The sequence below is a fragment of the Pseudomonas sp. NFIX49 genome, assembly GCF_900115915.1.
Taxonomy (GTDB): domain Bacteria; phylum Pseudomonadota; class Gammaproteobacteria; order Pseudomonadales; family Pseudomonadaceae; genus Aquipseudomonas; species Aquipseudomonas pharyngis.
The window spans coordinates 545,346-561,342 of the sequence record NZ_FOYE01000002.1 but is presented as its reverse complement, the minus strand read 5'-3'; the positions used below and the strand labels follow the sequence as shown (position 1 = coordinate 561,342).

The 15,997-nt window shown below is 60.6% G+C and carries 13 protein-coding genes; 6 read left to right on the top strand and 7 right to left on the bottom strand.

Annotated features, from left to right (window positions below; translation table 11 throughout):
• Positions 1-530 precede the first annotated feature (530 nt).
• Both BMZ46_RS07035 and BMZ46_RS07030 read right to left on the bottom strand, forming a co-directional pair.
• Positions 531-905, bottom strand: a complete 375-nt coding sequence (locus tag BMZ46_RS07035) for a DUF6124 family protein (RefSeq protein ID WP_039769418.1) — start codon at positions 903-905, stop codon at positions 531-533.
• Positions 906-1,222: 317 nt separating this feature from the next.
• Complete coding sequence (locus tag BMZ46_RS07030) at positions 1,223-2,191, bottom strand: LysR family transcriptional regulator (RefSeq protein ID WP_039769420.1); 969 nt, start codon at positions 2,189-2,191, stop codon at positions 1,223-1,225.
• A 182-nt stretch (positions 2,192-2,373) separates the two neighbouring features.
• Between BMZ46_RS07030 and BMZ46_RS07025 the strand changes: the two genes are divergently transcribed.
• From BMZ46_RS07025 to BMZ46_RS07005, 5 genes are all read left to right on the top strand, one after another.
• On the top strand, positions 2,374-3,885 hold the full coding sequence (locus BMZ46_RS07025; protein ID WP_074691713.1) for an efflux transporter outer membrane subunit: 1,512 nt from the start codon (positions 2,374-2,376) through the stop codon (positions 3,883-3,885).
• 10 nt (positions 3,886-3,895) lie between these two features.
• Positions 3,896-6,088, top strand: coding sequence for an FUSC family protein (locus BMZ46_RS07020; RefSeq protein WP_074691710.1), 2,193 nt, complete (start codon positions 3,896-3,898; stop codon positions 6,086-6,088).
• Positions 6,078-6,278 (top strand): DUF1656 domain-containing protein, encoded by a 201-nt coding sequence (locus BMZ46_RS07015; RefSeq protein WP_003221811.1) that lies wholly within the window; start codon positions 6,078-6,080, stop codon positions 6,276-6,278. The genes BMZ46_RS07020 and BMZ46_RS07015 overlap by 11 nt, the downstream gene beginning before the upstream one ends.
• A gap of 10 nt (positions 6,279-6,288) precedes the next feature.
• Positions 6,289-7,146, top strand: coding sequence for an efflux RND transporter periplasmic adaptor subunit (locus BMZ46_RS07010; protein WP_039769432.1), 858 nt, complete (start codon positions 6,289-6,291; stop codon positions 7,144-7,146).
• A gap of 250 nt (positions 7,147-7,396) precedes the next feature.
• Complete coding sequence (locus tag BMZ46_RS07005) at positions 7,397-8,134, top strand: hypothetical protein (protein WP_074691707.1); 738 nt, start codon at positions 7,397-7,399, stop codon at positions 8,132-8,134.
• Positions 8,135-8,196: 62 nt separating this feature from the next.
• Here BMZ46_RS07005 and BMZ46_RS07000 read toward each other — a convergent pair whose 3' ends face one another.
• Positions 8,197-9,021 (bottom strand): SDR family oxidoreductase, encoded by an 825-nt coding sequence (locus tag BMZ46_RS07000; RefSeq protein ID WP_074691704.1) that lies wholly within the window; start codon positions 9,019-9,021, stop codon positions 8,197-8,199.
• 35 nt (positions 9,022-9,056) lie between these two features.
• Positions 9,057-9,521: a hypothetical protein gene (locus BMZ46_RS06995; protein ID WP_039769436.1), complete on the bottom strand. Its 465-nt coding sequence runs from the start codon at positions 9,519-9,521 to the stop codon at positions 9,057-9,059.
• A 183-nt stretch (positions 9,522-9,704) separates the two neighbouring features.
• On the opposite strand from BMZ46_RS06995, the gene BMZ46_RS06990 reads away from it, so the two are divergent.
• Positions 9,705-12,524, top strand: coding sequence for an RHS repeat-associated core domain-containing protein (locus tag BMZ46_RS06990; protein ID WP_092163859.1), 2,820 nt, complete (start codon positions 9,705-9,707; stop codon positions 12,522-12,524).
• 73 nt (positions 12,525-12,597) lie between these two features.
• On the opposite strand, the gene BMZ46_RS06985 is transcribed toward BMZ46_RS06990, so the two are convergent.
• The 3 genes from BMZ46_RS06985 to BMZ46_RS06975 all read right to left on the bottom strand — a co-directional run bounded on the left by BMZ46_RS06985 (position 12,598) and on the right by BMZ46_RS06975 (position 15,995).
• Positions 12,598-14,049, bottom strand: coding sequence for a mannose-1-phosphate guanylyltransferase/mannose-6-phosphate isomerase (locus BMZ46_RS06985; RefSeq protein WP_039769441.1), 1,452 nt, complete (start codon positions 14,047-14,049; stop codon positions 12,598-12,600).
• Between the two features lie 102 nt (positions 14,050-14,151).
• A complete protein-coding gene (locus BMZ46_RS06980) occupies positions 14,152-14,808 on the bottom strand; it encodes an alginate O-acetyltransferase AlgF (protein WP_039769442.1) in 657 nt (218 codons plus the stop codon).
• Positions 14,809-14,822: 14 nt separating this feature from the next.
• Complete coding sequence (locus BMZ46_RS06975; RefSeq protein WP_074691166.1) at positions 14,823-15,995, bottom strand: alginate O-acetyltransferase; 1,173 nt, start codon at positions 15,993-15,995, stop codon at positions 14,823-14,825.
• Positions 15,996-15,997 lie beyond the last annotated feature (2 nt).

Below are 15,997 nucleotides of genomic sequence, written 5' to 3'. Positions count from 1 at the left end.
GACCAGGTTCTTGGGGTTTTGGGTGAATATCCGTTGCTTCGGGGGTTGCGGCTGGCGGTTTCGCTTTTACAGCGAGTCACTTTGGCAAACGCCCCAAAGTAACCAAAACGCTGGGCCCCGGCGTTCGGCACCTCGCCTAGGCTCGGTGTTCCTTCGCTCCGGGATTCATCCGGGGGCATCGCCTCCGGTTTGCTTCGCTGCACCTCCTCTCGATGTGTTTGGCTTCGCCAAACGGTCGCTGCGCTCCCACCCCCGGATAAATCCCTCCACTCAGCCTTCCGATGGGGCCGGTACGTCAAAAGCCTTACTCGAGCTAACGCTCATCGTTTTGAGTGGTGAGAAGCGAACAGCGAACTCGAGCTAACGCTCATCGTTTTGAGTGGTGAGAAGCGAACAGCGAACTTGAGCTAACGCTCATCGTTTGATCGTTCCCACGCTCTGCGTGGGAATGCAGCCCGGGACGCTCTGCGTCCCATCCGAGCTGCCAGCGAATGCGGTTGTCGCTGGCAGGTCGGTTTGGTCAGAGCGGCTTAGCTGTGTGTGGGATGACGTTGTACTTCGACGTTATCCAGCACGCGGTTCACGGCGAGCTCGGCGAGCATGATGACTTGTTGAATGCCCAGAATCCGGTGTCGCTGTGGTGAGTCGACATAGGCTGCCACGTCACTGGCCATGACGCTGGCCGAGGCCAGGGATTCGCAGGCGTGGGCCAGCAGGCTTTCGTCGTCCATGTCCGGTGAAATCTGGAACATTTCGCTCGGTTTGCGGCCGGGGCATTTTTTCGGGAGAGGGTTCAGGTAGTGGTCGAGCGCGCGTTCGGCGGCGTCGTGGAGTTTGTTTGAATCGGCGGATTCGTAGGGCGAGGTGTCGTTGGTTTCGGGGGGATTCGGAGTAAGTTTTTTCATGGCATAGATCCTTAAGTCTTGGAGGAGCTGCCATTTTTCGTTTTCCAGGCGAAAGAGGTGGCAGCTGTACGCGGACTGGAAAAACCGGAAAGGATCAAACCCGGCAGACCCGAAGGTCTCCCACGTACAGCTACCATAACGTCGCGAAAAAACGCCGCATTATGTCATGGGCTGTGATCCTGAACTTCGGGTTTTCCAGACCCGGCCGCTGATGCGTCAGCGACCCCCAAAAGCCTATCTACCTCGTTTCCGAGGGACAACCGACGCGACTTGTCGGAAACGTCCCCCCAAATCACCCCGTCTGTAGGACGGTAAACTCAGTTCGCGAGCCTGGCTCCACCCAAACTCCCACTCATCTCATAAGCCGCCAGTTCCGCCTGATGCCCCGCCAATATCTCCGGCAGCGAACCACGCAGGTATTCAACCCAGGTCTTGATCTTCGCATCCAGGTACTGCCGTGACGGGTAGATCGCATACAGGTTCAGTTCCTGCGAGCGGTAGTTCGGCATTACCCGCACCAGTGAGCCGTTGCGCAAGCCTTCAATCGCCGCGTACACCGGCAATACGCCGACACCCATCCCACTGGTGATCGCGCTTTTCATCGCGTCAGCGGAGTTCACCAGGAAAGGGGAGCTGTTGATAGTGACCACTTCCTGACCGTCAGGACCATCGAAGGCCCATTTTTCCAGGGGGATCACCGGGCTCACCAGGCGCAGGCAGGCGTGGTTCAGCAGGTCGCTGGGTTTTTGTGCGCAGCCGTTGGCTTTCACGTAGGCCGGCGAGGCGCAGACGATGCTGTAGGTGATGCCCAGGCGTTGCGAAACGAAACCCGAGTCCGGCAGTTCGCGGGCCAGGACGATGGACACGTCGTAGCCTTCGTCGAGCAGGTCCGGCACGCGGTTGGCCATGGTCAGGTCGAAGGTCACGTCCGGGTGGGTCTTGCGGTAGCGGGCGATGGCGTCGATCACGAAGTGCTGGCCGATGCCGGTCATGGTGTGCACTTTCAATTGTCCGGCCGGGCGGGCGTGGGCCTCGCTGGCTTCGGCTTCGGCCTCTTCGACGTAGGCGAGGATCTGCTCGCAACGCAGCAGATAGCGCTTGCCGGCTTCGGTGAGCGCGATGCGGCGGGTCGTGCGATTGAGCAGGCGGGTTTGCAGGTGGGCCTCAAGGTTGGAGACCGCGCGCGATACGTTGGCGGTGGTGGTGTCGAGCTGCACGGCGGCGGCGGTGAAGCTGCCGGCTTCGGCCACACAACTGAAGGCGCGCATGTTTTGCAAAGTGTCCATGGGGTGCTCTCAAGGGAGATGGCAAATTGTGACACGAAGTTTCAGGGTCTGAGACCCCCGACCAAGGGATTATCTCGTTAACGGTAACAAAGATTCACAGGATTCCCAGCTTATCGCCGTAATGGCGCCCCCCTAGAATTGCGCCCACCTCGAAACATCTCCCACCTCAGGAATTCGCAGCAGTGCCGCGTCGCATCAACAGAGCGCTTTTGCCGCTCAGTGTTCTGGCTCTTTCGTTAGGTCTCGGCGGCTGCATTGGAACCGGAGGAATTGCCCCAAAGGGCAAGGCTCTGGAGGCTAATGAACTGGCCACCGACGAGGCCATCGCCCACGCCGCCCGTGACGCAAACTGGCCCACCGCCCAATGGTGGCAAGCCTACGGTGACCCGCAACTCAACCATTGGATCGACCTCGCCGTGCAGGGCAGCCCGACCCTGGCCATGGCCGCCGCGCGCGTGCGTCAGGCCCGGTCCATGGCCGGTGTCGCCGAGGCCGCCGAGTCGTTACAGATCAATGGCGAGTCGACCCTCAAGCGCCACAACTGGCCGACCGACCCGTTCTACGGCCCCGGTGAGCTGGCCAACAGCACCACCTGGGACAACAACGCCGCGCTGGGTTTCAGTTACGCCCTCGACCTCTGGGGGCGTGAAAGCAACAGCACCGAGCGTGCGGTCGATCTGGCGCACATGAGCGCGGCCGAGGCGCGGCAGGCGCAACTCGAATTGCAGAACAACATCGTGCGCGCCTATATCGAGCTGTCGCTGCATTACGCCCAGCGCGATATCGTGGCGGCGACGCTCAAGCAGCAACAGCAGATTCTCGAACTGGCACAGAAACGCCTGGACGGCGGGATCGGCACCCACTTCGAAGTCAGCCAGGCCGAAACCCCGCTGCCGGAAACCCATCGGCAACTGGATGCGCTGGACGAAGAAATCGCCCTGAGCCGCAACCAGATCGCTGCACTGGCCGGCAAGGGGCCGGGCGCCGGCGCGCAATTGCAGCGGCCGACCCTGTCCCTTGGCACAGCGCTCAAACTGCCGTCGGCACTGCCCGCCGAACTGCTCGGCCAGCGTCCGGACGTGGTCGCCAGTCGCTGGCAAGTGGCGGCGCAGGCGCGCGGGATCGATGTGGCGCATGCCGGGTTTTACCCTAACGTCGATCTGGTCGGCAGCCTCGGCTACATGGCCACCGGCGGCGGGGCGCTGGAGTTCCTGACCGGCAAGAAACTCAACTACAACGTCGGGCCGGCGATCTCGCTGCCGATCTTTGACGGCGGGCGACTGCGTGCGGAGCTCGGCGAAGCGTCGGCGGGTTATGACATCGCCGTCGCGCATTACAACCAGACCCTGGTCAATGCGCTGAAGAACATCTCGGATCAGTTGATCCGCCGCGAGTCGATGGACAAGCAGCAGACATTCGCCGCCGAATCCGTGGCCACGGCGCAGAAGACCTACGACATCGCGATGATCGCCTACAAGCGCGGGCTCACCGATTACCTCAACGTGCTCAATGCGCAGACCTTGCTGTTCAAACAGCAGCAGGTGCAGCAGCAGGTGCAGGCAGCGCGGTTGAGTGCCCATGCGGAACTGGTGACGGCATTGGGTGGTGGACTTGGTGCGGGTAAAGACGTGCCGACTGCCGCACAGACCGCCGCCCCGAAAACCCCGGCCCTTCTTCAAGCCCTCGACCACTGAGCAAGCCTTAATGACTCCCTTGCCCGCACCTTTACGCTGGCTCTACTCCCTGGAATGGCGCCGGGGCTTATTCGACTGGGCGCGCAGCGACGGCGTGACCTGGGTCTACATCTTCAAGGTGTTGATCGCCGCATTCCTGACCCTGTGGCTGGCGATGCGTCTGGAACTGCCGCAGCCGCGCACGGCGATGATCACCGTGTTCATCGTCATGCAGCCGCAGAGCGGTCAGGTGTTCGCCAAGAGTTTCTACCGTTTTCTCGGCACCCTGGCCGGGTCGGCGATGATGGTCACGCTGATTTCACTGTTCGCCCAGAACACTGAACTGTTCCTCGGTTCACTGGCGATCTGGGTCGGCATCTGCTCGGCCGGCGCCGCCCGTTGCCGCAACTTTCGCGCCTACGGTTTTGTGCTGGCCGGATACACCGCCGCGATGGTCGGTCTGCCGGCGCTGGCCCATCCTGACGGTGCGTTCATGGCGGCGGTGTGGCGGGTGCTGGAAATCTCGCTGGGTATTCTCTGTTCGACCCTGGTCAGTGCCGCGTTCCTGCCGCAAACCGCCAGCGCCGCGATGCGCAACGCCTTGTATCAGCGCTTCGGTGTGTTCGCGTTGTTCGTCACCGATGGCCTGCGCGGGCGCAGCAAACCGGAGTCGTTCGAGGCCAGCAACGTACGCTTCATCGCCGAAGCGGTAGGGCTGGAAGGGCTGCGCAGCGTGACCGTATTCGAAGACCCGCACATGCGTCGACGCAACGGCCGGCTCAGTCGCCTGAACAGCGAGTTCATGGGCATCACCACCCGTTTCAACGCCTTGCACCAGTTGCTCGAACGCCTGCGCAACAACGGTGCCGATCATGTGGAAGCGGCGATCAAACCGGGCCTGCAGGACTTGGCCGAAGTGCTCGACGGCTTCAGTGGCCGCGCCCTGACCAGCCCGGATGCGGCGCGTCTGGTGCTGGCGCTGGCGGCGTACAAGGAAGGCTTGCCGGCGCGGGTGCGCAGTCTGCGGGCGATCTTCCAGGAGAGTGAACCGAGCGACGCCGAGCAGCTGGATTTCCACACCGCATACGAGCTGCTCTATCGCTTCGTCGATGACTTGCACAGTTATGCACAGACCCACGCGTCTCTGGCCGATCACAGCCACGAACGCGAGCGCTGGGATGAGCCGTTCACCCCGCAAACCAGTTGGTGGGCTGCAGCGGCTTCGGGGATTCGTGCGTCATTCATTCTGATCGTGCTTGGCAGTTACTGGGTCGCCACTGCGTGGCCGAGCGGCGCGACCATGACCCTGATCGCTGCCGCTACCGTGGGCCTGTCGGCCGCCACGCCGAACCCGAAACGCATGGCGTTCCAGATGGCCTGCGGCACGTTCCTCGGGGCGTTGATCGGCTTCGTCGAGATGTTTTTCATTTTCCCGTGGATCGACGGTTTTCCACTGTTGTGCGTGATGCTCGCGCCGGTGATCGTGCTCGGTTCGTTCCTCACCTCGCGGCCGCAATATGCCGGTGTCGGCCTCGGGCTGCTGATTTTTTTCAGTACCGGTTCGGTGCCGGACAACCTGACGATCTACAACCCCTACACCTTCATCAACGACTACATCGCCATGGTCATGGGCATGCTGGTCTGCGCAGCGGCGGGCGCGATCATTCTGCCGCCGAACAGCCGCTGGTTGTGGCAGCGCCTGGAGCAGGACCTGCGCGGACAAGTGGTGTACGCGATCAGCGGCAAACTCAAGGGCCTGGCGTCGAGTTTCGAAAGCCGTACCCGCGACCTGATGCATCAGGCTTATGGGCTGGCGGCCGGTCAGCCGCTGGTGCAGAAAAACCTGCTGCGCTGGATGTTCGTGGTGCTGGAAGTCGGCCACGCGATCATCGAGTTGCGCAAGGAACAGGCGATCCTGCCGGTGCACCCGGCGTATGCCGAATCGCAGCCTTGGCGTCAGGCGATCAGGGTCATGGGGCGTTCGCTGGTGCGGCTGTTCCTGCAACCGAATTCGAGCAATCTGGAACGCGCGCTGGTCGCGGTCGATCACGCGATCAGCCGGGTCGCCGCCACTGACGAGCCGTTCGCCCCGCACTTCGATACCTCGGCACTGCGGCGGGTGAAAAGCTATCTGCACTTCATCCGCACCTCGTTGCTCGACCCGCAATCGCCCCTTGCTGCCTACGCCATCGCCAAGCCCGAAGGACTTGCCCATGCCTCGTGAAATCGCCTTCCACGGCGTGTACATGCCGACCATGACCCTGATGTTTTTCGTCGCCGCGGCACTGGCCTGGGCGCTGGACAGGTTTCTGTCGGGGTTCGATCTGTACCGCTTCTTCTGGCACCCGGCGCTGTTGCGCCTGAGCCTGTTTACCTGTCTGTTCGGCGCGATGGCGCTGACTGTCTACCGTTGAGAACGTTCTGATGAAAAAGTTTTTCAGCCTGCTCGCGACCCTGCTGGTGCTGGCCCTGGCGCTGTGGATCGGCCGCACGTTGTGGGAGCACTACATGAACACCCCGTGGACCCGCGACGGCCGGGTGCGCGCCGACATCATCAACGTCGCCGCCGACGTCACCGGTGAAGTGGTCGACGTGCCGGTGCGCGACAACCAGTTGGTGAAGAAAGGTGATCTGCTGATGCAGATCGACCCCGAGCACTACCGCCTCGCGGTGAAACAGGCGCAGTCGCTGGTCGCTTCGCGCAAGGCCACGTGGGAGATGCGCAAGGTCAACGCCCATCGCCGCGCCGACCTCGACAACCTGGTGATCTCCAAGGAAAACCGCGACGACGCCAGCAACATCGCCGACTCGGCGCTGGCCGATTACCAACAGGCCCAGGCACAACTGGAAGCCGCCGAACTCAACCTCAAGCGCACCGAAGTGCGGGCGGCGGTGGACGGCTACGTGACCAACCTTAACGTCCATCGCGGCGATTACGCCCGCATCGGCGAAGCGAAAATGGCTGTGGTCGACATGAACTCGTTCTGGGTCTACGGCTTCTTCGAAGAAACCAAACTGCCCCACGTGCGCGTCGGCGATAAAGCCGACATGCAGCTGATGAGCGGCGAAGTCCTCAAGGGCCACGTGGAAAGTATTTCCCGTGGCATCTACGACCGCGACAACCCGGAAAGCCGCGAGCTGATCGCCGATGTGAACCCGACCTTCAACTGGGTGCGTCTGGCGCAACGGGTGCCGGTGCGGATTCACATCGATGAAGTGCCGGAGGGTGTGCTGCTGGCGGCGGGGATTACCTGCACGGTAGTTATTGAGGGTTTGAACTAAAAGCAAGCATGTCGCGAGAGATAAGTGCTTTCGCGACTTGTGCTTTTAGTTGTGCTTTTAGTTGTGGTTGTTAGTGGGGTGTTTGAAGTTTTTTGAATTGTAAGTGCCTGTTGTTTTTCGGTTCCTGACTTTATTCCTGTGTTAGTGTTTTTTCGTCGTCTGGATAAAGGCGCTATCTCATTGATTTTAATATTGCCGATTGCAATCAGGCATTGGCAGCTATTGGCTTTTTAATAGGAAGTTTTAAGTTATGGAACTGATTGATATCAGGATGGATGACTTTGTCAGTCATATAGTCAGCGGGGAAACGGTGACATTGGGCTTTACAATGTTGACCGATGGTGCGCCACCCCCCGTTGGCTCGCGTATGCAGTTTCGGGCCTACAACGGCGCAGCGTTTGTGCACGCTTCGATGCCCGCCAGCGGTGCGCAGATGAGCTATTCCGAAGCGTCAAAGTCCGCCACTTTGACCATTACCGAAGATCAACTTGAAGGATGGAATCCAAGGCGCACGCTGACGTTTACAGCACCTGTGAACATGGACCCTTCAGAAGTGTGCGAAATGTTAAGCATTGTTTATTATCAGCCCCGGTATGAGGCAGGGAACTTTTCTGTACTCGTTAAGCCGGATGGGGAACAGGCCATTTCGGCCCGGCAGGTATTTACTGCAAAATGGCAGGACATTGTGACCGGCGGCTGGGTTTATAGTTACGACGTTATGGTCCAAGCAAATAATCAATCGTTTGCCCAATGGAAGTTTTCAAGTGCAGGCTTACCGGTGGGAACGATAATTTACGCCAATCCGTGGCTTGACGTCGTTCATGATGCAAAAGAGGGCATTGTCGAACTGGCCACACCACCGGGAGACAAGTATTTTCTGATCCCGGGCCAGGAAGTCGCCATTTCGATCCAGCTCTTATACCCAGCAGCATCGGGACAATCTCCAGCCTTTGAATCCTTGCCCAATCTGATGGCGTTCCCGCGCTGACGCTACGGGGTAACCAGGTTGTGATGGTTTGAGCCCGCCGCTGGCGAGCTCAAACCTGTGGATCAGAGTTTCCCTTGCAGCCCGAAGCGCTTCATCAACGTCGATTCCAGCAAGCCTTTCGGCAACAACGTCGCCAGCAACGGCAACGCCCGGCTGCCATTGCCGATGCGGATCAGCCGTGGCGGCTTGTTCTGCTGCACAGCCTTGAGCAGCTCGGCAGCAAATTCGCTGGCCGGGGTCGGTTTGTCCTGGGACGCCTTGGCCCGCGCCCGGATGCCTTCACGCAACGGAAACCACGGCGATTGTTCGTTGATCAGTTGTTCGGCCTCATGCCCGGCATTCCTGGCGAAACTGGACTGGATCGCTCCGGGCTGCACTTCCATGACGCGAATCCCTAACGGCGCCAGCTCCATGCGCAACGCATCGCTCAACGCGTGCACCGCCGCTTTCGACGCGCAATAGGCGCCGGCAAATGGCGTGACTAAAACCCCGGAAACACTGCCAACATTCACCACCAGGCCCTTGGCCCGGCGCAGCACCGGGAACAGCGCACGGGTCACGCCGACAATCGAAAACACGTTGGTTTCGAACTGGCGCTGCATGGCCGGAACACCGCCGTCGAGCAGCGGCCCCATGGCGCCGTAACCGGCGTTGTTGATCAGCACGTCGAGGCCGCCGTGTTGCTGGTTGATTCGCTCGGCAAGTTGTTCCAGCGCTGCATTGTCATTGACGTCAAGCTGCACGGCCGTGAACCCGGCAGCGGCAAGTGCCGCAACATCTTCAGCCTTGCGCGCGCTGGCCCAGACCTCGTAGCCGGCGGTTTTGAAGGCATCGGCGAGGGCGCGGCCGATGCCGCTCGAACAACCGGTAATCAACGCAACGGGCATGGCGCATTCCTTGTGCAAAAGAGTGGGAGAGGGGATCAGTCGGAGAAACTACCCTGCAATCGCTCGGCGCGAAACTCCAGGGTTTGCGGGCGATAACCGGGACGCAACGGCGGCATCGGCAGACAGTCTTCCCAGTTGCCGCCGGGCTGCAATTCGCCGGGGCCGCGATAGCGCGGGGCGGCGTATTGATTGTCGGCCAGATTCACGGTGTCGCCCGGCGCATACGCGGCAATGCGCCAGCGCAGTTCGGTCAGCGGCACGTCGTTACCATTGTTCAGCTTGAGCAGCAGCGGACGGTCGGCGGGGCAGTGTTCGGGGGCATAGACGATGCGCAGTTCCAGACGCGCCAGCTGCTTGACCTCGCGATTGTCCAGCCACACCACCCACATCGCCACCAGCCCCAGGCCCACAGCGGCGGCCATCGACACCGGCAAGGCCTTGGCCGGGTAGCGCAACAGCAGGATCAGCCAGGTGATGACCAGCAAGACGCCGATGAACATGTTCTAACGCTCCTTGAACTTGTGCCTGCCATCCTACCGAAGGGGCGCGGGAATGGACATTCGCGGATTGCGCGCAGGTGCCGTTGGTCGGGACTGTCATTTCCGACAGTAGCCGAAACAGCGCTGAGCTTGCTCTGATGCCAGAGGCAGTAAGAAATGCCGGTCGCGCGGGGAGCGCGCTTCATGAGCTTGCATACCAATACGCCGAGGATGTCTGTGGTCGACCCACGCGGCTTGCCGGTCCGCACGGTCGACTATTGCCGTGTAATCCAGGGTGGACCTGTCGAGCCCCGGATCAACCGAGTGCTTCATGATCCGCAGGGAAACGCGATCAAACAGTGGGATCCACGTCTGTGGGAACTACAAGCCGAAGACCTTCTGACACCGGCCAACCTGACGCAGGTGTTTACTCTGGACTCCACGGTGATTCGTTCGGACAGCGTTGATGCCGGCACGCAAATCGAGTTGAAGGGGCTCGCCGGGCAAACAGTGTTCAGTTGGGACAGCCGGCAGACGCGACGCGACATTGAATGCGACTTCATGCAGCGACCAGTCGCAATATTCGAACAAGGCGCAAACGAGCCACGTCGTTGCGTAGAGCGAATGACCTACGGTCATCCCGGCTGTGGGGATCAGTCGCGAAACCAGTACGGTCAGCTGATTCGTCATGATCATCCGGCCGGCAGCGTGCTGTTCGACGCGTTTGCAATCAGCGGTCCCCGCACCAAGGACATCCGCCACTTCACGCTGGAACCGCTGGCAACTGACTGGCCGGAGCGGGAGGAGGATCGTCTGCGGCTGCTGGAACCCGGCGCCGGTGCGACATCGCGGTGGCGCCATGGTGCGCTCGGCGATGTACTGGAGCAGACGGACGCCCGAGACAACCGACATACATTCGCGCTGACCGTCGATGGCCGCTTGCGCGAGCGCCGCTTGCAGTTGAGGGGTGAGGCTGAACAGATCCTGATCAGCGATATTCACTACAACGCTTACGGCAGTATCGAGCAGGAAACCGCTGGCAACGGTGTGCAGACCACCCGCGTATATCGGCCCGAAGACGGTCGCCTGATGGTCCGTCGGGACGAAGACACTCGCGGTGGAGTGCTGCAACACTTGCGTTATGGATACGACAGGACTGGCAATGTCCTGAGTATCGAAGACAAGGCGCTGCCGATCCGTTACTTCGCCAACCAGCGAATCGATCCGGTCAGCCGCTTTGTCTACGACAGCCTTGACCAGTTGATCATGGCGTCGGGCTGGGAAGCCGGAATGGCGAGGCAGGGCCCGCAATCGATAGGGCGCGTCGATCCGGCGGTTGTCAGTAACTATCAGCAGACTTACGAATATGATCCCGCTGGCAACCTGCGCAGGCTGACTCATGCGGGCGCACAAAGTCACGGGCGCAAACTGCAACCGGCGAGTTACAGCAACCGCGCTCTGCCTTATGACGACACACCTCCCGACGACGCTCAAATCGAAGCCGCCTACGACCGCAGAGGCAACGTGTTGCAGCTGGAGCCGGGGCGGATACTGAGCTGGAACCTGCGCAACCAACTGCAATCAGTCAGCCCGGTGGAGCGCACCTTCGGGCTCGCCGACCAAGAGGTCTATCTCTACGCGTCTGGCAGTCAGCGAGTACGCAAGATCCGCTCATTACGAACCAACGCCCGCACCCTGGTTTCCGATGTGCGCTATTTACCTGGACTGGAATTGCGCATCGACAACGGCACCGGCGAACGGGTGCAAGTCATCATTGCCGACAACGCTCGAGTACAGCACTGGGAAAGCCCGCCGCCTTCGGGAATCAACAATCGGTATAGATATCAACATGTCGATCATCTGGGTTCGGTCTGTCTGGAAACCGCCGCTGACGGCGCGATGATCAACCGCGAAAGGTTTCACCCTTTCGGCACCAGCGCCTGGCGGGACGGCGAATTCAGCTGCAAATTCGTCCGTTACTCGGGCAAGGAGCGCGATGCCTCCGGGCTCGACTACTTTGGTCTGCGTTACTACATCCCATGGCTACAACGCTGGTCCAGTGCGGACCCTGCCGGTCATGGCGACGGTGCCAACCTCTACCGAATGGTTCGCAACAATCCACTCACCTTCACCGATGACGAGGGGGCGGTCACGCGTAGAAGGCTGGCCAACGGATTGTGGCAGCCTGTTATCGCGACGGGGGCTGATCGATTGATGACCGGAGCTCTGGAGGTGAAAAGCGGCGCACCTCGGCGCGGAGTGCCCGCAACAGGCATGTCTGGCAACATCCGAAAGTCGCTGGAGATTGGCGAGCTGGGCAGGATTGAGGTCAGTACCAAACTGCTGGACCCCACTCCCGGACGTTACTCGAACGAAACCGTCGCGCAGTTGAGCCGCCGTAACGGTGGCGCCGAGTTTATTTTCAGTATGGATCGCATGACTTATTCCGGTGCTGGCAGTGGGGAATTCAATGCTTTGCGGATCGTCGATATTCCCAATGGCGAGATCCCTGACCAGAACAACGCGGTATCCGGGTATTGGGCGCCTCAGGGTGGCTATGTCGATATTCCGCTGCATCCGACAGGTACTCAGCCTGACTATGTATTTACCCCCGGTTTCAGCGGTTGCTCACTGACGGTGGATCAACTCAACGACAACGTGCTGCGTGTCCGGCATGTGGAAGGCGGATATGAAAATGCCCAATACAACGATCTCTCCGAAGGCCACGGAATGGGGCAGGCCGCCGCCATGGAATATCAGGATTATGGTTATGCACCGGATGATCAGGGCCGTCAGGAAAACCTCACGACCGGTTTCGCTTTCATGAAGTACGACCGCAAACAGCAGCAATGGAACATCCATTATCAGACCATTCAGGGCTCCAGCGGAATCGAGCGTTACAGCCCTGGCAGCACCGGGTTTTTCAAGAAAACCAATGCATCGGTTTCGGTTTATCCACAGACACGTATCAGGAAAACCATGAGCCGAGCAGTCATTCCGAGTGACAGGCGCAAGACGGGCTGAAAAAAGCCCCCGCCCAACCCGCTGCGGATAGGGGACGCAGCGGGCTGGACGGGGGCTTCTTGTTACGGAACGCTTACTGCGCGATGGTTTTCACCGACACGCCGCGTTCGACCGGGGTGGAGCGACCGTAGATATCTTCGAAGCGCTCGATATCGTCTTCGCCCAGGTATGAGCCCGACTGCACTTCGATGATTTCCAGCGGGATCTTGCCCGGGTTGCGCAGGCGATGCACCGAGGCGATCGGGATGTAGGTCGACTGGTTTTCAGTGAGCAGAAACACGTTCTCGTCGCAGGTCACTTCGGCGGTTCCGCTGACCACGATCCAGTGTTCGGCGCGGTGGTGGTGCATCTGCAGCGACAGGCACGCGCCCGGCTTGACCGAGATGTGCTTGACCTGGAAGCGGCCACCCATGTCCACCGAGTCGTACGAGCCCCACGGACGGTACACCTCGCAGTGGTTCTGGGTTTCGCTGCGGCCCTGGGCGTTGAGGGTGTTGACCATCTGCTTGACGCCTTGGACCTTGTCCTTGTGGGCGATCATCATGGCGTCCTTGGTTTCGACCACGACGATGTTTTCCAGACCGATCACCGACACCAGTTTGCCGTTGCCGTGGATCATGCAGTTCCTGCTGTCCTGGATCACCACGTCGCCCTTGCTGACGTTGCCGTTGGCGTCCTTCTCGTTGACCTCCCACAGCGACGACCAGCAACCGACATCGCTCCAGCCGGCGGTCAGCGGCACCACGCAGGCGCGCTGGGTTTTTTCCATCACGGAATAGTCGATGGAGTTGTCCGGGCAGCAGGCGAAGGTGGCTTCGTCCAGTGTGACGGTATCGGCATCCTGTTGGCTGCGCTCGAGGGTCAGCAGGCAGGTGTCGTAGATGTCCGGATCATGCTTTTTCAGTTCTTCGAGGAAGCGGCTGGCGCGGAACAGGAACATGCCGCTGTTCCAGTAGTAACCGCCGGACTCTACGTACTCGGTGGCGCGTTTGACGTCGGGTTTTTCCACGAAGTGCGAGACGCGGCTGACGCCTTCCGGCAGCAGCGAATCACCGGTGGACTTGATGTAGCCGTAACCGGTTTCCGGTTTGGTGGCCGGCACGCCGAACAGCACCATCTCGCCGTTTTCGGCGGCAACGGTGGCCAGAGCGAGGGCACGTTGCAGGGCTTTCTGGTCTTCCAGAACGTGGTCGGCCGGCAGCACCAGCATCAATTCGTCGCGACCTTCATTGACCAGCATCATCGCGGTCAGGGCCACGGCCGGCGCGGTGTTGCGCCCGAACGGTTCCATCAGGATGCGTTGGCATTCCAGATTGCGGCTGGCCAACTGCTCGTTGACGATGAAGCGGTGATCCTTGTTGCAGACCACGATCGGGGTGTCCATGCCTTCGAACACCAGACGCTCGAGGGTTTGCTGGAACAGTGTGTGTTCGCCGGTCAGGGCGAGGAACTGCTTGGGAAACTGCTTGCGCGAAAGCGGCCAAAGACGTGAGCCGCTACCACCTGACAAGATCACCGGAATCATATTGTTTACTCCTAAAAATGCAGTTGGGAGCTGCAAGCTGCAAGCGGCGAGTTAGAAGCACTTCACTTGCAGCTTGAGGCTTGTAGCTGATAGCTCGAGCGATTAGCGAGTCGACACCGGGCGTTTCACCCAGACTGGCGACAGGTTGCTGCCGTTGCCGGTGACGTACAGCACGGCTGCTTCACCGCGCTCCAGGGCGACTGGTTTGACGTCGCCGACTTTCTTGTCACCTTCGTACAGCGCCAGGCTGACTTTCACCGGGTTGATTTCACGCTCGCCACGGCCCTTGGCGGCCACGTTCGGCACCACGTCGGTCTTGCCGTCGGCGGTCTTCAGGGTCAGCGACTTGTCGCTGAGGTTCTGCACGCGCACCAGGGATTTCTGCTTGTTCTTGAACGGCGGTTCTTCGATCAGTTGCGGCGCGCCGGAAGCGTTGTTGACCAGGGTGTAGTAGTGGTCACCGGCGAGTTTCACCGGCAGGGTCTGGCTGCCGACCTTGGCGCTGTAATCACCGCCCGGCATGAAGCTGAAGTCGCTGCTGGCCAGCGGCGCGACGTCGGCGAGGTTAGTGCTGCCGACGGTGGCGCTGACTTCAGCGTTGCTGGCGTTGTAGACGCGCACGAAGGTCGAGCCTTTCGGTGCAGTCGGGCCGTACAGCGCAGCGTCGCCACCGGCGAAGGCCTGGACCGACAGCACGCTCAGACCCGCAACCAGAGCGAAGCGTTTAGCGAGACGACGAGGAGTTGTAGTGAAAGTCATGGTGTACCTCTCTTTCAGTTTTGCGCCCGATCGGGCGTCTCGGATTTAGTGTTTACAGCTACGTTTTGTTGGCGCGCGCCGGCTTGTTTAAGCTCTGCGACCCACTGCGGGTCGGCGTCGCCGATTTCGTTGTTCACAGGCAGATATCGTTCAGGAAACTCCCAGATCAGCACTTGTGGCGGGCTGTTCTTGAAGTCATCGCTTTTCAGGTAGCTGAGCATCGGCAGGATCGGGCCGTGGCCGTCTTCTGCGTAGTTGACGACGTCGCTGTGCAGGGCTTGCTTGAGCGCACCGACGAAGTTCCAGTTCGGGTTGGCGCTGTAGCTGGTGCCGATCAGCGCGACCGGCACTTCGTTGTTGGCGAACAGGGCGTCGTCCCCGGCAGGTTGCTCGACGGCCACGGTGTTGCGCTTTTGCAGCGGTTCCTTGGCCGGCATCAGGTTTTCGAACAGCGGATCCAGCGGCAGGAACAGACGCAGGTCGCCCTTGTGCGTGACCTTCTCCGCCGGGGTGGTGACGAAGCGCTGCGGCTCGCCACTGAGCGGGAACTTGTCGGCGATGGTCCTGGCCAGGGTGTTGGCGGCGATTTCCGCGCCTTCCGGGGTCCAGTGGGTGTCGGTGCGCAGGAACACTTGCTGACCGTTCTGCTTGGCCGCTTGCAGCGGGCCGAGCAGGTCGGGGGCGAGGATCTTGTCCGCCGCGACACGGGCGTGGAAGTCCTGATAGAGGTTGGCGTGGATGCTCGCCGGTTTCACTTCACCCAGGTGTTCCGGGTACAGGCGAGCCTTGGCCGGCACGATCGCCATCACCAGTTTCACGCCTTTCTCTTTCAGGGTCTGGCGCACGCCTTCGACCAGCGCGTAGTTGCCTTGCAGGTTCAGCTCTTCGTTGACGATCGGGTTGAATTCCTCATCGCTGTACAACCACTGATCGCGACCGAGCACCACGCCCGGACGACCTTCGTTGAACAGTTTGAAATCCAGCGCGGCCCAGAGGTTGGTGCCCAGGCGCTTGATCGGGAATTCGTCGTCGTAGTGGGTTTCCACCGCTTTGGTCCAGCGACCGTTGAGCACCGTCGCATCGGCGTTGGTGCTGAAGCCGAAGAAGCTGCGCACCGACCACAGACCAAGCACCAGCAGGGTCACCAGAAACAGCGCGATGTAGAAGATGCGTAATGAGCGGGTCATGT